Genomic DNA, 18013 nt, shown 5'->3' with positions numbered 1-18013 from the left:
TAAATACGCTTTTAAAAAATAACATCACTCTTAATTGTACAAGGATTCGCCAATTCCCGCAAGCAGTCTTAGTAAAATCCCGCCTGATCGCGTTTTCCCTCCGTATCTCCTATTCTTTCATCAACCTTGTATAAATATTTTCCAATCTGGACATTCTAATATCATCAAAAGAATATTTGGGGGTTGAGATCCAATGACAAAACAACGTCAAGACGCTTGGTCAGAAGAAAATGATTTGCTGCTTGCCGAAACCGTGCTGCGGCATGTACGAGAAGGAAGCACTCAGTTGAACGCCTTTGAAGAAGTCGGTGATAAATTAAACCGAACATCTGCGGCCTGCGGGTTCAGGTGGAACGCCGTCGTCCGGCATCAATATGAAAAAGCTCTTCAGCTTGCCAAAAAACAGCGAAAACAGCGAATGAGGGCTCTCGGAAACGGCCAGCCTGCGAAAAAACGTTTATTATATCAGCCGCCGGCAGTTGAGACTGAGGCGATAAATGAACCAGCCGTACAAGAACCCGTTCAAACCGAGGCAGCGGCGCCAGAAGAGACTCAGGTTCCTGTTATGACAGGTGAACATATGCCTTATGTAGATGAAAGTTTTAAGGAAGAGTTAGCTAGTCTATCACACTTATTGTCTCCTCAATCAGCGGCGCCGGAGATGACGATGACGATGGACGATGTCATCCGCTTTTTACAGGGTTATCAAGGCAACAGTGAACAATCAGCGGCTTTTAAGATGGAAAATGATCGTTTAAAACAGGAAAACCAAGAATTACAAAACAAAATCGAACAGCTTGAAACAGAGGTTCAAAAGCTTGAAAAGGATCACACAACAATCCAGGAAGATTACGAAACCCTTGTCAGAATTATGAATAGAGCCAGAAAACTAGTTTTATTTGAAGAAGATGAACATGCCTCACCATCATTTAAGATGGATCGGAACGGAAATCTAGAAAAAATGGCCGAATAGCAAAAACCCCCTTTTATATTGTGAAAAGGGGGTTTTTACCTTTTGTGTTCTTTATTGTTTTATATTAAGGTACACGTGAATCTATTAAGACACATGAACGCTTCCCGCCGGCTCATGTTTACGCGGTGACGCGGAGATCACCAGTAACCCTAACAGCATAAGGGCGATTCCAATCCATGAGGAAAGCGTCAGCATCTCACCGATAAAGAAAACCCCCAATAACGACGCTGTCAGCGGCTCTGCCAAGGATAACGTGACCGCAGCGGAAGCGGGGACGGCCGTCAGCCCTTTTGTAAACATGAAGTAAGCCGCACATGTCGCGATGATCCCTATATAAAGGCTTACGCCGGCTCCGCGCCCTGTGAGTATCCAAGCCGTATCTTCCTGCAATAAAAGCGGTGAAAGCAACAACGCGCTGATCATAAAGATAACGGCTGCCGAGGCTTCGGGAGGCTGGGTTTTTATCAGCGACTTACTGATTAACGTGTAGCCCGCAAAAGACGCGCCCGCACCCAGAGCCAGAATGACACCAGTAAGTTCAACATGAACAGCAGAACTGTCGGCGAACAACAGCCAGCATCCGGCAAGAGCCAGAACCGTAGCGGCCCACCATGACTTTTGCGGACGTTTTTTAAAAACAGCCCATTCCAAACTTCCGGCTATAATAGGAGCGCTCCCGATCGCAATGACAGTGCCCACGGCGATTCCCGTCTCCTTAACGGCGGTGAAAAAAAACGGCTGATAACAAGCCATGCAGACTGCGGCAAGAAAAACTAAGCGCCACGACCAGTTCTTCAAATCAAGCTTTCCGCTTATAAAAACGACCAGAAGCATAACGCTTCCTCCTATCAACAGTCTGATTGCCCCAAAGGCCAGCGGAGTTGACTCTTCAGGGGCCAAAGCCTGCACAGTGCCTGTTGTGCCCCAAAAGAAAGCCGCCGCAAGCACAAACAAACTATAAAGATTGCCTTTCATACGTATCTCCCCTTTTTATCCTGAGATTGGTTCTTTTATTTTATCGCTTTTCCGGTTTGCATTTTTGTCCGTTTGCAAGAAATAGTTATCCAAAGGAAGGAAAGGCATTGAATCACTATCGGGAATGCAACCATCTAATGATGAAAAGACGCTTTATCAGGATATATGCTCTCGCAGAAAGAAGGTCATCCAAAAATTCATAAAAAAGCCTGGAACCATTCCAAGCTTTCAGCATTTCTCTATTTACTTAACTAAACACTTTTTCATTCCGCTCGACCATCCGGACAAGGTTTTTCTCAAACTCCAGCTCTTCATCTATTGTTAATCCTGCCGAATAGAGGTGGCTGCCCAGTTGTTTTAACTCTGTGAGTAAAGACAGCATTAAATCCTGAACGGTGATATCCGTTTGCAGCAGTTCGCTTAAGGAAGCCATTGTTTCCGGGCGTATATCGGGATAGACTCCTTTTACGTCATTTGATTTATCTTTCAGGGCGGCTTGATAGAATTGCCTGATCAGATCAGCCCGTTCGCTTCCGCTTTTATCAGCGCAAAGGTAAATCTGGACAGCAACCCCGCCGCGCAGGCGCCGTTGGGAAATGCCGGCAAATTTTTTTCCGCCGATGCTGAGGTCATAGCTTCCCGGGCAGTATGAGCCTTCAATTTCGTACGCCTCAATCTTCGCCTCATATGATTTCAGCATACGTTTCATCAGCTCGACCATCGCTTCGTAGCCTCTGTCTATGTCGATCCCCTTTTTTTGGTCTTCAAATATGAGTGAAATGTTCAGAACGCCCTCATCCAAAACGACTGCGAGACCGCCTGAGTTTCGGACAATGACGCGATAACCCTCGTTTTCTAATAATCTTACGCCGTCTTCCAAATACGGCAGCCTTGTGTCCTGAATGCCGAGAACAATGGTTTGGTGGTGCACCCAAGAACGGGCTGTCGCCGGCGATAGTCCTTTGCCGACAGACGCGCACAGCGTGTCGTCCATCGCAAATGACTGCTTTGCGTCGAAATATGGGCCGAGACTGGATTGGTCAATTATTCTCCACTTCGGCTGCATCAATAGATCAATCGGTTGCTTTGCCATCTATGTAAAACCCTTTCGTTATAGGTTTATGAATAAGACTATTATATCATTTCAGCCGTTATGATTGAAAATTGCTTTTGAGCAGGGTGATAAAGATTTCTTTGTTCTTCGTATTCTCCATAATAGGAGATTGGATGTATGAAAGCTTGCGTTTTAAAGCAAAGCCTTTGACGTTGAGCACCGAAATGCTGTGATATGCCAGGTCCTTTTGCAGTACGCTTCTTGATAAAACGGACAGCCCCATTCCGCTGATCACAGCTTCTTTTACGCCTTGGTTGCTGCTGATGGTCATCATGGACTTCGGCCGCAGACCATTTGAGGCAAGCACATGATCCAAGTATTCCCGCGTGCCTGAGCCCTTTTCTCTTGTGATCCATGCTTCGTTTTGCAAATCATTGATGGGGATGTTTTTTCTCCCGGCCAATGGGTGCTGGTTCGGCGCGGCGATACATAGTTCATCCTCCATAAAAGGCTGAATCTCCAGTTCATTCTCTCCCGTATGTCCCTCAATCAGCCCAATATCCGCTTGAAGCATCCTTACACGTTCACTCACTTCTTCTGTATTTCCGATCATTACGTCCACATTCAGCTCTGGATACGCCTTAAGCAGCTGGGCAAGAATCGGCGGCAAAATATACTCTCCGATGGTGAAGCTGGCAGCGATTTTCAACTCGCCTTTCACATAGTGATGGTGCGCATATATCTCTGATTTGGCCTGATCATATAGAAAAACCATTTGCTTTGCCCTCTGATACAAGATGTCTCCTGTCGGCGTCGTGGTAAAATGCTTCGGCGACCGGTTGAGCAGCGCGGTCTGAAACTCTTTTTCCAGGTTTTTGATATGCAGACTGACACTCGGCTGGGAAATCATCAGTTTTTGCGCCGCTTTTGTGAAATTTTTTTCTTCCACAACAGCGATGAACGTTTTCAGTTCGCCATAATACAAAGCTTCCACCTCAATCATTAATATTTTTTATCATTACAATCATTTAACTGTATTTTACTAATGATATAAACCCCTGTAAAGTGAAGCTATACCAATGAAGGAAGTGTAATCTATGCGTACCTCATTTTCTCTTATACACGGGCTGACGCTTACCGCCGCCCTTGCCCTCTCAAGTGTTTGGGCCGTCCAGCTGCCTTTCTTATCCATGCTGGGGCCCCTTGTGATCGCGATGATGCTCGGCATCATGTTTCGTTCTATTTTCGGCACAAAGAAAACATTACAGCCTGGGATTTCTTTCTCCAGTAAGCATGTTCTGAGGTTGGGCATTATATTGCTCGGCATGAGGCTGGACCTGACGGATATTTATCATGCGGGTGCAAACGTATTCTTTGTCGCGTTCTTTAGTATGGCTTTTTCATTAGCCGCAGTGTATATCCTGTCCCGCTGGTTTCGCGTTGATCAAAAACTCAGCATCTTGACAGCTTGCGGGACTGCCATTTGCGGAGCTGCCGCTGTCGTTGCCATCGCCCCGCAGATTAAAGCAAATGATAATGAGACGGCAATAAGCGCAGCCGCCGTTTCTTTATTAGGCACCCTGTTTACCGTCATCTATACAGTGATTTATTCAATCATCGGGTTGGCACCCGGCGCTTTCGGCGCATTTGCCGGCGGAACTCTTCATGAGGTCGCACATGTTGTGGCTGCCGCTGCCGCCGGCGGCAGCGATGCTGTCGATATGTCGATTATCGTAAAGCTCACAAGAGTCGCCTTACTGGTTCCTGTCGCGCTGATACTCGGCATGATGACGCAGAGGAAAAAGGGAGCCGGGAAGCTTTCATTTACATCTTTGCCTATTCCTTGGTTTATTCTTGGTTTTCTGGCGATGAGTGCTTTTCATACGTCTGATATGATTCCGGAAGCGCAGGCGGAGCAGATTGTGAGCGTTTCTTATTTTCTGATCGGTATGGCCATGGCCGGGCTTGGTTTAAAGGTACATGTTACCGAGTTTCAAGAAAATGGAGGGAGGGCGCTGACAGCCGGTCTCATCGGCTCGGTTCTGTTATCATTGTTTGGTTATGTGATTGTTTTCCTCCTTATATAATGAAACCGCTTTCGTTTTTAGGTGTAAGAGGTTTTCCACTTTGTCTCGTGGTGACACGAAACGTTAAAGAAGGAGAAAGCAGAGATCGCCCTCCCCCCGGATGATGTGCTTGATTCGAAGTCAGGCGCCAACCATTATGCAACCGCCTATCAAAAAAGCTGCAATCATAAAAAAGCAGCCCCCGCCATGCGGGAGCTGCTGCTTTCTATTATTACAGCGCTTGAACCGCCGTAATAAGGGCAAGGTTGTAAACATCCTCTGCGTTACAGCCTCTTGAAAGGTCGTTAACAGGCATGTTTAAGCCTTGTAAAATTGGTCCTACCGCTTCAAAGTTGCCCAGACGCTGTGCGATTTTATAGCCGATGTTTCCTGCTTCAAGGCTTGGGAATACGAATACGTTCGCATCACCTTTGATTTCAGAATCCGGCGCTTTTTTCTCAGCGACAGAAGGCACAAATGCCGCGTCAAACTGGAATTCGCCGTCAAGAGTAAGCTCAGGCGCTTTTTCTTTTGCGATTTTCACCGCTTCTGCTACTTTTTCAGTCTCATCTGACTTCGCTGAGCCTTTTGTAGAAAAGCTTAGCATGGCTACCCGAGGCTCGATGTTGAACATTTTAGCCGTATTGGCGCTTTCGATTGCAATTTCAGCAAGGTCCTGGCTGTCAGGCGCAATGTTAATCGCGCAATCCGCAAATACATATTGTTCGTCGCCGCGCGCCATGATGAATACGCCGGAGGTTTTTTTCACGCCTTCTTTTGTTTTGATAATTTGAAGAGCAGGGCGCACTGTGTCTGCTGTTGAATGAGCCGCTCCGCTGACAAGCCCGTGCGCAAGACCTTTGTACACAAGCATCGTGCCGAAGTAGTTTTCATCTAAAAGAGCTTTACGAGCTTGTTCTTCCGTTGCTTTCCCTTTTCGGCGTTCAACGAAAGCCTGTACAAGGTCTTCCATGCCTTCATATGTATGTGGATCATAAATATCAACGCCTTCAAGCGTTAAATTCAATTCTTTCGCTTTAGCTTGAATCTCATTTTCACTGCCGATCACGATTGGCTGAAGCACTTTGTTTCCGGCAAGGTTGTTTACCGCTATTAAAATACGTTCATCTAAACCTTCAGGAAATACGATTTTCACGCCTTTTCCTGCTACTTTTTCTTGCACTGTTGTAAATAAATCTGCCACAATATACCCTCCTTGAATTTGCAAAAAACGCTTTCTTTTATTAGCATACTCTTCTTCCAGCTAAATTCAAATAAGCAACTTTTATTATAGCGCTTTCATTTAAAAATCTTATTTTTCTAACTAATTTAATCAACTGAAAAACTTCTTATAGTGTCCCTCTGATTTTCAAAGATTATACGAAGAGATATTCAAGGTTTCTACACAGAAGAATCGGATAAACTATGGTATAGTGTAGGCATAATGAAGAGATATAGGAGTGAAGATAAATGAGTGAACAGCAATTGACAAATGAAGCAGCAAAAACGCTTGACGGCTGGTACGCCCTGCATGATTTCCGTACGATGGACTGGGCTTCCTGGAAACTGCTTTCAAGTGATGAACGCGAATCCATTACATATGAATTTACGGGATTGCTTGAAAAATGGGGCGTTGCCCAAAAAGAAGGAAAAGGTTCGCAGACTCTGTACAGCATCGTCGGCCAAAAAGCTGATTTCATGCTGATGGTTCTTCGCCCGACAATGGAAGAATTAAATGAGATTGAGCTTGAATTCAATAAATCAAGACTCGCTGAATTCACCATTCCGGCATACTCCTACGTGTCAGTCGTCGAACTGAGCAACTACTTGGCAAGCGGAGAGGGCGATCCTTACGAGAATCCACATGTGCGTGCGCGCCTTTATCCTGAACTGCCTGAATCAAAGCATGTATGCTTCTATCCGATGGATAAAAGAAGATCAGGCAACGACAACTGGTATATGCTATCAATGGACGAACGCAGAAACTTAATGAGAAGCCACGGTTTAATCGGACGCAGCTATGCAGGGAAAGTGAAACAAATTATCACAGGATCTGTCGGCTTTGACGATTATGAGTGGGGCGTTACACTGTTTAGCGACGATGTTCTTCAATTTAAAAAACTTGTATACGAAATGCGCTTTGACGAAGTCAGCGCCCGTTATGGAGAATTCGGTTCGTTCTTTGTCGGCAACTACCTGCCAAAAGAATCATTGCCTAAATTTTTATATGTATAATCAGCTCTCCCGTCGTACGGCGGGAGTTTTTTATTGGTGCAGCGTCTCTTCCATGTTCTGATCATGAGTGCTGTACCGTTTATATCCATACACACTGAGCACAAATCCGCATAGGGTGATGGCGGCACAAATCAAACCGACGAAGGAATAACCGTACCGGATGTAAACAGGTCCCATAACCGCCGAGCCTAAGGTCACTGCCAAATTTGATGCCAGACTGTAAAATGCCATGATTTTCCCGCGGTGATGTTGGGAACAGTCGCTCAGAATCGTACTGAGCAGCGTTACCGTCAGGCTTTGCATCACGCCCCAAATCAATAAACCGATACATAATAGCGGCAGTGATTTCGGTGCATATGGCAAACACGCCAATAGTATACTGAGGACAGCCATAGCGATAACAAGAGACCGCATTTTCCCGAAACGGTCCGCTGCCCTACCGGAAAAAACACTCATGGAAAAGCCGATGCCATATATCATGATAAACAGCCCCGCCACAGTATTCCCTCCCGAAAATACGTGCTGGAGATATGTCCCTAAATAAGAATACATTCCATAAAAGCCCGTCATGTTGCAAAAGGTAATCGTAATGTAGACCGGCACCCGCGGCACACGAAGCGCCTGAAGGAACGTACCGGCCGGCTGCTCTCCGTTTTCTTGCCCGGCTTTTCCATTGGCAGAGGTGCGCGCCTCATATAAAACCAAAGCCAATACGAGCAGACCCATAAAAACAAAAATCCAAAATGTCCATCTCCAATTCAGAGAGCCGCCGATAAAAGCTCCTAATGGCACGCCAAAAATCAGCGCGAGCGACCAGCTTGAAACAATCAGCCCCATCACCTTTCCGCGATATTGATAAGGAACGCGGTCTCCTACAACCGCATAAGCGGTCGGCACAAACGCGCCTGCCGCCAGACCGGAAAGCGCGCGCCCTAAAAAGAATGTGTATAGATCCTGCGCCGCGGCGCATATGACCGTTCCGATGATAAATAAAGAGAGGCCAATCATCAAGCATAGCTCTCTCGAATATTTATCGCCTAGAGGAACTAACAGCGGCGCGCCAACCAAAATCATGATCCCGTACATACTGATAGAAAGTGCCAGCACATCAATACTTGAATGAAAGGTTTGTGCCAAATCTGGCAGCAGCGGTGACATCACTAGTTCTTCAGATCCGGCCGCAAACACGCCCAATGTCAGAGCGAGTGCTAATAAAATCGGAAAATGGCGTTTCGTTTCAATCATATTATTGGTTTTCATATGTATGGACACCTCTTCAAATACTGATTTCCATATAGTTTAGCATTGTAAAATTTCTTTTTGTATTCTGTTTGATAAAGTAAATCCATTTATAATTTTCAAATGTATACTTGACTGCGATAATATTTTTCATTCGAAAATTCTTACTTAAACAGACTTCTTCTCCGCTCGTTAAACATCAATGAGCATTATGGTATAGTGATAGAAATCAAATGTAATATGAGGTGGATCGTTTCATGGACAAAGTTTATACACAAGCAAAACCAATTAAGCTCGGCATGGTTTTGCTCCTCGGAACGCTGGCGTCTTTCGGGCCCCTTTCGCTCGATATGTATCTCCCCGCTCTTCCGCAGGTCGCAAATGATCTTCATACAACAGCTTCTCTCGCACAGCTAAGCCTAACCTTCTGCCTGCTGGGGCTGGCTTTAGGACAAATTGTCGTCGGACCGCTCAGTGATATGAAAGGCCGCAGGAAACCGCTGATCGTTTCGATGGTTTTTTATGCGCTCTCTTCCATTTTGTGCGCTTACAGCCCTTCCGTCACTTTTTTGATTATCATGAGATTTATCCAAGGCTTCACCGGAGCGGCCGGCATTGTCATTGCCCGTGCGTCCGCTCGTGATATGTATTCGGGGAAAGAATTAACGGCTTTCTTCTCCATGCTGATGCTGGTGAACGGGGCGGCTCCGATATTGGCGCCGATCACCGGGGGATTTGTCCTTCAATTTTCTGAATGGCCGACGGTCTTTATCATTTTAGCGATTATCGGTTTTTTCATTTTTATTGCCGTGACGGCCACTTTGCCTGAATCACTGCCTATCGAAAAACGGACAACGGGAGGCCTGAAAGAAACCTTGCAAACCTTTCGGCTCTTGCTTGGCGACCGTTCTTTTATGGGATTTGCTTTCAGCCAGGCTTTCATTCTAACCGGCATGTTCGCTTATATTTCCGGTTCGCCGTTTGTGCTGCAAAATATCTTCGGGGTTTCGGCGCAAATGTTCAGCTTTTTATTTGCGGTAAACGGCGCGGGAATTATCGCCGCCACCCAGATCACCGGGAGACTTGCCGCAAAACGTGATGAGCGGACACTATTCACATTCGGCCTGATATTATCCATTATCGGAAGTATCGCACTTCTTGCTGCGCTTGCTCTGAATTTGGGCATCATCGCAGTCTGCATTGCCCTGTTTGTGATTGTGTCCTGCGTCGGGATCGTCACAACCACAGGTTTCGCATTAGCGATGCAAAAACAGGAGAAAGGCGCCGGCAGCGCAGCCGCGCTTCTCGGCCTCTTGCCATTTATCGGCGGCGCGCTTGCCGCTCCGTTAGTCGGCATCGCCGGAGAAGAAAATGCATGGCCGATGGCTCTGAGCATCTTCGGCTTCGATCTTCTGGCAGTTCTTTCTTACGTTTTCCTTGTAAAAAGAAACACGCAGACATGATAAAGCCCTCCAATTTTTATTGGAGGGCTCTTAATATTTAGCGCGGATCAATTACCAATTGAGTTTCAGCGTAAAAGCTGCCGATTCCTAAACCGTTTACCGTATCACCTTTAATCGTGTAAGTTCCTGCGCGCGGAAGGTTTTTGCGAACCATGACTAGTTCAAATTCCGATGCGCCTAACAAATCAAGTGTGAGCGGAAGTCTGACTTTTTTCCCGTCATTTAAAATCTGTGTTTCTTTCAGCGTTTTTCCATTGATCGAGTCTCTCGTATTGGCATGAAAACCGTCCGGGAAATTAAATTCTATCGTTCCGAGAGAAAGAACGGCGTTTGGTTTGTATGTCACTTCAATATCTGAAGTCGCGTATTCTTTCGTACTGTTAATAGTTTTTGCTTCGATTGATGCAGATTGCGCATTCGCATGGACTGAAGGAAGCAAGATGGATAGCAGGAAAGCTGAACTGATGAATAATGAAGATAATGATGTTCTTTTTAGCATGACATTTTCCTCCTCATGATTACTATTAAAGTTGGTCAGAGCGTCCTCTGAAGAAAAAGAGCGTGAATCTCGTAAATTCGCGAATTACTTTTCCTTTTTCTTGAGATAAATCTAACACCATTTTCCATGGAAGTAAATGCTTTTTTAGGGATATGACAACTTGATATTGTTTGAGACAATCAGCTTAGCCGGACAAGGGCCAAACGAAAGATTTTCACCCTCCCGCTAGTAAAATATACAGTCTTGATCAATACTATTTTCCTATTAAATTAAAGGGACAAAAAAAACCGAAGATACCTCTTGATCTTCGATTTGCGTCCGGCTATTTTGCTGTATGTTATCGAAAAGTTGTGTTCCAGTTAAAACCGATTGTCTCGTCATTCCAAGGGATTCTTTTTTCATCAGGCTGATCAGGGTTATACGAGGTTGTAGTGAAATAGATAATCGTCAGCGGTGTTTCTCCAAGCACCCTATAACCGTGGGCGACTCCTTTTGGGATCAACAGAAGCATCGGATTGTCTTCTCCCATAAAGTAGACATCCGTTTTTCCTTTCGTTTCAGAATCGTCACGCAGGTCATAAAGGACAACTTGGGCGTGGCCTGTCGGGAAAAACCAGAGATCATCCTGCTTTTCATGATAATGAAACGCTTTAATTACGCCTGGATAGCTTTTTGACCATGAGGCCTGCCCGAAATGTTCAAGAAGATTCTCGTCATCCCGAACAAGCTCGGCGAAAAAACCTCTGTCATCACTATGCTTCGTCAGCTTTTTGACTTTGACTCCTTTAATCACTTCACTTCACTCCTCTCCTGTAAATAATCACGCAGTGCATCACGCCAATGCCGCGGCCGTATTCCGCGTTCATTTATCGCCTGGTGGCTTAAAACAGAGTAAGCAGGGCGCGGTGTGAGATTTCCGTATTCCTTGGTGCTGACTGGCAGAATCGTTGTGTCCAGTCCGCTTTCTTCCATAATGGCCGCGGCGAATTCATGCCAGCTGCACATACCTGAGTTACTGACATGGTACATGCCCGGGGGATGGCCAAACAGCGTAATGACCGCTTCTGCTAAATCCTTTGTATAAGTCGGCGAACCGATTTGATCATTGACGACGCGCAGCTCATCTTTTGTTTCAGCAAGCTCAAGCATGGTATTGACGAAATTATGGCCGCCGCTTCCATAAACCCAGGAGGTCCTGATAATGGTGCTGCCCTTGCCGGCTAATCGAATCAGCTCTTCCCCGAGTTTTTTGCTTTTACCGTATATTGTGCTTGGTTCGGGGGTATCGTCTTCTTTGTAAGGACTTGTGCCTTTTCCGTTAAACACATAATCCGTGCTGATATGAAAATACGCCGCACCGATGCCTTCTGCCTCCAGCGCTGTATAATAGGCTCCGATTCCATTGATTAAATATGCTTTCTCCAGCTCTGTTTCACATTTGTCAACAGACGTAAACGCCGCTGTGTTGACGACAATGTCCGGCCGATAATGGCGAAAGGAATGCCGCACTGACCGTTGATCAGAAATATTCATCATCGACTTCGTTAACGCGATGACCTCATATCCGGCTTGCTTCAACTGGCGGCACAGTTCTATTCCGAGCTGTCCGCCGGCACCGGTCACTAAAACCTTTGTCAATCGGATCACCTTCTTCTCATCATTGGCCGTTATCTGTATACCAGCGAACGGTCCGCTTAATCCCCTCTTCAAACGTAACTTCCTGACGCCAGCCCAGCTCGTTTTTCAGCTTAGAGGCATTGATCGCGTAGCGCCGGTCGTGCCCTTTCCTGTCTTCCACATGAGCAAACAGCTCCTGATCGCAGCCAAGATGCTTCAAAATGGCACTGGCAAGCTCTTTATTCGTCCGTTCATTGCCGCCGCCGATATTATAAACCTCACCGTTCGTTCCTTTATCCAAAATCAGTTTAATCGCGCGGCAATGATCCTCGGCGAACAGCCAGTCTCTGATCTGCAATCCGTCACCGTACAGCGGAACCGGCTGGCCTTTTGCCGCGTGGCGGATGATGGTCGGAATCATTTTTTCCCGGTGCTGATAAGGACCGTAATTGTTGCTGCACCTTGTGATAATGGCCGGAAGCTGATGGGTTTTAACATAGGACTGCACGAGGAGATCTGAGCTGGCCTTGCTGGCGGAATAAGGATTATTAGGTGAAAGCGGTGTCGTTTCCGTAAATGCCGGGTCATCCGCTTCTAAATCTCCGTATACTTCATCTGTTGAAATGTGGATCAGTTTTTTTGCCTTTCCGTGCAGCACAGCCTCCGCCAGCCGATACGTCCCCATGACATTGGTTGTGATGAAAGGCTCCGCCTGCGAAATGCTTCTGTCTACATGGGATTCAGCCGCGAAATGAATCACAGCGTCATAGCTCTCATCAAATGCCCGGTCGATATCCGCCTGACTGCTGATATCTCCTTTGATAAACCGAAACCGGCTGTTTCCCTTCAGCTTTTCCATTTCTTTCGGATGGCTCGCATAAGTGAGTTTATCAAAGACCGTAATGCGGGCGTCTGTCTCCTTCAGCATCAGTTTTGTAAATGTGAGCCCGATAAAGCCGGCTCCGCCTGTAATCAAAAATGATTGTGCCATGTTTATTTTTCCTGTCCTTTCTGCAATGCCTGATATGCCAATGTGGAAGCAAGGTGAAGCGATTCATGAGTGCCGGCATCCACCCACCAGCCCGTTAACACATCATACGTGAGCTGGCTGTGTTCAATGTATAAATTATTCACATCAGTGATTTCAAGCTCGCCGCGCTTTGAGGGAGAGATTTGTTCAATATAGGAAAACACTTCCGCATCATACATATAAATACCGGTTACGCAAAGGTTGGTCGGCGGTTTTTCAGGCTTTTCAATAATGGAACGAATCTTGTTATGCTGTTCATCAATTTCGGCAATCCCGAAGCGTTCAGGGTCATTGACTTCTTTTAACAGCACCTTCGCCCCTTTTCCCTGTTTCTCAAAACGCTCTGTAAAAGGCCGCAATGAATCTTCAAATACATTATCACCTAATAATAAGATGAAAGGCTCTTTTCCGGTAAAGCGTTTTGCATAGGATAAACCGTCTGAAATCCCTGAAGCGGCGGGCTGAACCTGATACGTAACGGAAACACCAAGCTCTTCTCCGGTTCCAATGAGTTTATGAAACTGCGGTAAATATTCTTTTTGAGTGATGAGTAAAATGTCTTTAATTCCGGCTTCTTCAAGCTTCATAATCGACCAATAGATCATAGGATACGGACCTACGGGAAGCAAATGTTTATTGACCGCTTTGGTGAGCGGCATAAGGCGCGAGCCGGTTCCTCCAGCTAAAATAACACCTTTCACGTTAACACATCCTTACGTGCGTTTTTGTACCTGTATTAATGGCCAGATAGCACATCTCGAAGAAACGCCGTGTCCCTGGCTTATGTTCAATATGAAAACCTGCCATTATTTCGCCTTCCGGCCCGGCCACAAATGGTAATGGTAGAACGATTGCGCCGCGGTAAAGCCCATTCTTTCGTAAAGTCGGATCGCCCTTACGTTGTGAAGCTGCGTCCCTGCTGTTATTGTTTTATGCTGAAGGCGTTCCGATTGTTCTATGATGTCCGCCAATAAATGAAAACCGATTCCTTTGCCTTCAAATCCGGGTTTTACAGCCATCAGATCGAGAACAAACTCTTCGCCCCTTGAAAGGCCTTGAAGATAGCCGATGATCTCGCCTTTTTGCTTCGCCACAATGTTTATATCCGCTCTGCCGTTTACATTATTCCGTGTCCATTCATGAAAGATCCGGTTCGCCTCTTCATGACTGAGATAAGGATCTTGAAAATATCTGCTTTTTGTAAATGCGCCCTGGGATAACTGGCAAATCTCATCCGTGTCGCCAGGCTCAGGGGTGGAAAGTTCAAACGGAGCGTCTTCCCCATATAGACAAGCTGGTTTCGTCAGCTTAATCAGACTGCCGACAAAATAAGAGGAGGGAAGCTGCTGCATGACTTGCATCGCTCCTATATCCTCCGCCGGAATCCGAACGAAAATAAAATCAGTCCCCTCCGCCTGCCGGGCCGTATAAAAGGCTTGAAACAGCTGTTTCAGCTGTCCTCTGCTGTTTGCGGCCAGCTGTTTAACGTTCATCACTTGTTTATTGAGCATTTGGCTTTCCCAAAGAGAGTATTTATATAAAATGACCCCTTGAATCTGGCTGTTCTCCAAAAGGCAGAGCGAGAACTCATATTTGTCGTCAGAGGCAAGCTGTTTGCTTTGAAGAAACGCTGAAATCATATCATGCGGCAAATTGTCTTTTATGGTGTACAATCAATCAACACTTTCCATATTTGCACCTATTTTCTTAACTCCCATCTTTTTATGCAAGGTGATCCCGCCTGTAATCAACCCCCGTTTTTTCTTTTAAAAATGTAAATAAAGCGTCCGCTGACTGTTCAACCGGATAATTGGCAGCCACAAATTGAAGGCGGGCCTGCTCGGCTTTCTTATGCATATCAGGTTTTTCCAGAACCTCAACCAACGTTTTAACCAGGTTTTCCGGCTGTTCAAAGATGAATTCTCCGAGTGATTCGTAGTAGGGGTAAGAGCGGCTCCCATTTGATCTTCCGATGAAAGCGGGCTTTTGAAACAGCATGGCTTCAAGGCCGACAGTGGAGGTTTGGGTGATCGCCGCATCAACGTACGGGAGAATATCATACAAGCCCATTTCTTTTTTAATCACTTTACAGGCTTTATGTTTTTTCATCGCCGCTTGATACACGCTGAGCTTATTTTTGCCGATTTCCCACGGGTGAGGCTTGATGACAAGCTGAAGATGCTGATGGTTCATCAGCTCATTTATCACACCGGAATAGAAATCATCTGAAAAAGGCTGTGTAGCGATCAGAATTGTTTGTTTAGATGGGTGAAAGGACAGTTTTCGATGAAAGGTATCCGATTCTATCGGTTTTCTATGAAAAATTTGGTCAAAACGAGGGTGTCCGGTTATGATGATTTGCTCCGGGCGGCATCCTTTCTGTTTGTACCACTCTGCTTCATAAGCGCCAAATACAGCTTGATACGAGGTGAAAACAGGCAGAAACGCCTCATCCCCCATGAGTGCGCCATGCTGGAGACAAATGCTTACAGCCTTTTTCTTTTCACATGTCAATGCGAGCACTCTGCTGTAGATGTCTTCAGTGGTCCCTACCACAACGGCGGAAATCTTTTCAGTCTCAAATAAAGCGTCCACTGCATCAATCGCTTCTATAAATAAAGGAATGTCCTTATAAAGCCGGTTTTGAAATGCTTCATCTCCGAATGCCGTGTGTGCCTCCAAGGCGGAAAGTATGGAGGAAGCCTTTTCGATATACGGCTGAGGGTCTCCTTTTTTGTCCGATGCCGCAAGATCTAGTTTAGAAATCACAGGCAAATCGCAATGATGCGGCAGGCTCCATCTCGCCAAAACAACCGTTGTTTCAGGGTCAAATTGATAATAATTTTCGTCGATAAACCGCAAATGATCGAAATGCAAAATGACCTTTCCCGGAGCAGGTGCTTCATCAGCCGCTTTTTTTATGCTTTGTTTTTTGATGTCAAAAAAAGCCTGAATCTGCTCTTCAGCTATGTGCTGCTCAGCCGGTCCAAAAAGCTCCGCATCAGTTTCCATGCGCTCTCTCAGTTCAGGGCTGATATATTGGTAAAAATTACTGAGCAATGCAAGCGGAATATCCTTATAGCGAAGATTGTCAAAAAACATGACAAACTGCCGATACAGCACCCAGTAATTAGCTAAGTAAGCCGACAAGTTCTCACCCCTTTCTAAGTTTTCTTAATGATTCACGCAGACCCCGGCAGTTTTGCTGAGGCGGGAGATTGCGAACGAATTCATTTTTTTCTTCTTCAAATAACTGAAAATGAATGGACTGATCCGTAATATAGTTAAGATCAAGCTCTTCGGTTATCGGATAGAGCGGGTAAAAATGATTGACCCTCCAAAAGAAACGGGCATCTCCAATCCGGTAATACTCCGGGCTTTCATCCCAATAGGAGCCAAACGTATCCTTGACCTTCTCCAATACTGAAAATCTGTGCATCACCGAACAATGATCGACCGCGCATGGTGCGTTCCACATCACTTGATTGGCCGGTCTGACGGTCTCTTTCACGACTTCCTGCTGCTGATTCAAATGATAGGTTTTAGAACTTGAATAAATGACATCTTTCTCAGGATGAACATCAAGCTCATGCGCCATTTTCTTCAAACGGTCCGGCATATAGATGTTATCGTCTGTCGCATATGTGATGTATTCGCCCTCGGCTAATTCAATTGCTTGATTAATAAGTGCTGAATACCTTGTTTTCTCTGTTCTTTCTTTCACTCCGGATACATCGCTTTTGTAAAAACGGACACGAGAATCCTCCAAAAAAGGCCGGATTTCATTCAGGGTTTCTTCGTTTGAATTGTCATCCATAATCAGCAATTCAAAATCCGGAAAGGTCTGAGCAAGGATACTTTTAATGGACTTTGCCACATAATCACTTTTATTGTAGCTCGTCATAATCACAGAAACTTTTGGCACATCCTCACCTCCTTCTTGAAAACATTCACTCCTGAAACTAACGTTATGATATGTTCCATATGCTCAAGTTGCGCTAGGAATACAGACTATAATGCGAAAACGACAAAAAAAACAGCAAACAGCCTAATGCAAATCAGGCTATTTTCCGCTTCCTCATGTCATTTTAGGATTCATGGCTGTCCCCTGTTCATTTTGCGCATAAACTTTGTGCCGTTTACATATGGTTGAAGAGATGAAAATTGTAACAGCGACCCAGATCGTTTTTTCATCGGAGGTGAGTCATCTAAAGCGGTCATTCCATACAATCAAAACCGATATTCGATAAGATTCGAGGCGGGAGATGATCCTTAATGGTTTTTATAAAAAGGAGGAACGAAATGAAACCGAAAAAGAATCAGTATCAGCAAATGCAAGGATTTGATATGCAGGGGTATCAGCCGCAATACGGCCCCAATCCTTATCCGCAGCAACAAGGACAGGGGACGCAAATGCAGCAGGGACAGCAAGGATTCGGCTTTCCATCCCAACAGCAGCAAGGCGGAGGGTTTCCGACCCAGCAACAGGGCGGAGGGTTTCCGACTCAGCAGCAAGGCGGAGGGTTTCAAATACCGTCTCAGCAAACGGGCGGTTCTTCATCTCAAAACGTACCCGGCATGCTGCCTATTGAAGAATCGTATATCGAGAATATCCTGAGGCTGAATCGGGGAAAAACCGCCACGATTTATATGACATTTGAAAACAGCAAGGAGTGGAACTCAAAAATATTCCGCGGTGTGATACAAGCGGCTGGGCGTGACCACATTATCATAAGCGACCCGAAAACAGGGACCCGCTACCTTCTCTTGACAATTTATCTTGATTACGTCACGTTTGATGAAGAAATTGCTTACACCTATCCATATTCGATGGCCTCCTATTCGCCTAGATAAATAAAAAG

The 18013-nt window shown here is 45.6% G+C and carries 19 protein-coding genes; 6 read left to right on the top strand and 13 right to left on the bottom strand.

Translation table 11 applies throughout. The features are described from left to right. The first annotated feature begins 193 nt into the window (after positions 1-193). Positions 194-973, top strand: coding sequence for a cell division protein ZapB (gene zapB / locus GXP75_RS07060; protein WP_013390682.1), 780 nt, complete (start codon positions 194-196; stop codon positions 971-973). 84 nt (positions 974-1057) lie between these two features. Here zapB and GXP75_RS07055 read toward each other — a convergent pair whose 3' ends face one another. The 3 genes from GXP75_RS07055 to cysL all read right to left on the bottom strand — a co-directional run bounded on the left by GXP75_RS07055 (position 1058) and on the right by cysL (position 3987). Further along, positions 1058-1948 carry a carboxylate/amino acid/amine transporter gene (locus tag GXP75_RS07055; RefSeq protein WP_242556459.1) on the bottom strand — a complete coding sequence of 297 codons (891 nt, stop codon included), beginning with the start codon at positions 1946-1948 and terminating at the stop codon, positions 1058-1060. A 247-nt stretch (positions 1949-2195) separates the two neighbouring features. Then, positions 2196-3041, bottom strand: coding sequence for an octanoyl-[GcvH]:protein N-octanoyltransferase (gene lipL, locus GXP75_RS07050; RefSeq protein WP_242556458.1), 846 nt, complete (start codon positions 3039-3041; stop codon positions 2196-2198). A 58-nt stretch (positions 3042-3099) separates the two neighbouring features. After that, a complete protein-coding gene (gene cysL / locus GXP75_RS07045; protein WP_035175337.1) occupies positions 3100-3987 on the bottom strand; it encodes a cysJI operon transcriptional regulator CysL in 888 nt (295 codons plus the stop codon). A gap of 112 nt (positions 3988-4099) precedes the next feature. Here cysL and GXP75_RS07040 point away from each other — a divergent pair, with 112 nt between their 5' ends. Both GXP75_RS07040 and GXP75_RS21390 read left to right on the top strand, forming a co-directional pair. Further along, positions 4100-5089 (top strand): YeiH family protein, encoded by a 990-nt coding sequence (locus GXP75_RS07040; RefSeq protein WP_242556457.1) that lies wholly within the window; start codon positions 4100-4102, stop codon positions 5087-5089. A gap of 105 nt (positions 5090-5194) precedes the next feature. Next, positions 5195-5323 (top strand): hypothetical protein, encoded by a 129-nt coding sequence (locus tag GXP75_RS21390; RefSeq protein WP_277990692.1) that lies wholly within the window; start codon positions 5195-5197, stop codon positions 5321-5323. Here the strand turns inward: GXP75_RS21390 and pta are convergent. Further along, the gene (gene pta, locus GXP75_RS07035) at positions 5301-6272 is read right to left on the bottom strand and encodes a phosphate acetyltransferase (protein ID WP_010790267.1); all 972 of its coding nucleotides are present in this window, start codon (positions 6270-6272) and stop codon (positions 5301-5303) included. The genes GXP75_RS21390 and pta overlap by 23 nt on opposite strands. Positions 6273-6538: 266 nt before the next feature. Here pta and hemQ point away from each other — a divergent pair, with 266 nt between their 5' ends. Beyond that, positions 6539-7303, top strand: a complete 765-nt coding sequence (gene hemQ / locus GXP75_RS07030) for a hydrogen peroxide-dependent heme synthase (RefSeq protein ID WP_003326461.1) — start codon at positions 6539-6541, stop codon at positions 7301-7303. A gap of 30 nt (positions 7304-7333) precedes the next feature. On the opposite strand, the gene GXP75_RS07025 is transcribed toward hemQ, so the two are convergent. Then, entirely contained in the window at positions 7334-8563 is a 1230-nt protein-coding gene (locus tag GXP75_RS07025; protein ID WP_277990691.1) for an MFS transporter, read from the bottom strand. Positions 8564-8799: 236 nt separating this feature from the next. Here GXP75_RS07025 and GXP75_RS07020 point away from each other — a divergent pair, with 236 nt between their 5' ends. Further along, entirely contained in the window at positions 8800-10005 is a 1206-nt protein-coding gene (locus GXP75_RS07020) for a multidrug effflux MFS transporter (protein WP_242556456.1), read from the top strand. 37 nt (positions 10006-10042) lie between these two features. On the opposite strand, the gene bslB is transcribed toward GXP75_RS07020, so the two are convergent. From bslB to GXP75_RS06980, 8 genes are all read right to left on the bottom strand, one after another. After that, entirely contained in the window at positions 10043-10504 is a 462-nt protein-coding gene (gene bslB, locus GXP75_RS07015) for a biofilm surface layer hydrophobin BslB (RefSeq protein ID WP_239813981.1), read from the bottom strand. A 337-nt stretch (positions 10505-10841) separates the two neighbouring features. Continuing rightward, positions 10842-11297: a dTDP-4-dehydrorhamnose 3,5-epimerase family protein gene (locus GXP75_RS07010; protein WP_214916002.1), complete on the bottom strand. Its 456-nt coding sequence runs from the start codon at positions 11295-11297 to the stop codon at positions 10842-10844. After that, positions 11294-12142, bottom strand: a complete 849-nt coding sequence (gene rfbD, locus GXP75_RS07005) for a dTDP-4-dehydrorhamnose reductase (RefSeq protein ID WP_242556455.1) — start codon at positions 12140-12142, stop codon at positions 11294-11296. The genes GXP75_RS07010 and rfbD overlap by 4 nt, the downstream gene beginning before the upstream one ends. A gap of 19 nt (positions 12143-12161) precedes the next feature. Further along, positions 12162-13112, bottom strand: coding sequence for a dTDP-glucose 4,6-dehydratase (gene rfbB, locus GXP75_RS07000; RefSeq protein ID WP_242556454.1), 951 nt, complete (start codon positions 13110-13112; stop codon positions 12162-12164). Between the two features lie 2 nt (positions 13113-13114). Further along, the gene (locus tag GXP75_RS06995) at positions 13115-13852 is read right to left on the bottom strand and encodes a sugar phosphate nucleotidyltransferase (protein WP_063638182.1); all 738 of its coding nucleotides are present in this window, start codon (positions 13850-13852) and stop codon (positions 13115-13117) included. A 105-nt stretch (positions 13853-13957) separates the two neighbouring features. Continuing rightward, positions 13958-14824, bottom strand: a complete 867-nt coding sequence (locus GXP75_RS06990) for a GNAT family N-acetyltransferase (protein ID WP_242556453.1) — start codon at positions 14822-14824, stop codon at positions 13958-13960. Positions 14825-14873: 49 nt separating this feature from the next. Continuing rightward, positions 14874-16301 (bottom strand): capsular polysaccharide export protein, LipB/KpsS family, encoded by a 1428-nt coding sequence (locus GXP75_RS06985; protein ID WP_242556452.1) that lies wholly within the window; start codon positions 16299-16301, stop codon positions 14874-14876. 4 nt (positions 16302-16305) lie between these two features. After that, positions 16306-17076, bottom strand: coding sequence for a glycosyltransferase family 2 protein (locus tag GXP75_RS06980; RefSeq protein ID WP_242556451.1), 771 nt, complete (start codon positions 17074-17076; stop codon positions 16306-16308). 377 nt (positions 17077-17453) lie between these two features. Here GXP75_RS06980 and gerQ point away from each other — a divergent pair, with 377 nt between their 5' ends. After that, entirely contained in the window at positions 17454-18005 is a 552-nt protein-coding gene (gerQ, locus tag GXP75_RS06975) for a spore coat protein GerQ (RefSeq protein ID WP_242556450.1), read from the top strand. Positions 18006-18013: the final 8 nt, after the last annotated feature.

This window comes from Bacillus sp. HU-1818 (assembly GCF_022695965.1).
GTDB lineage: Bacteria > Bacillota > Bacilli > Bacillales > Bacillaceae > Bacillus > Bacillus atrophaeus.
The sequence above is the reverse complement of the archived record's forward strand: the minus strand, read 5'-3'. Positions and strand labels throughout refer to the sequence as shown.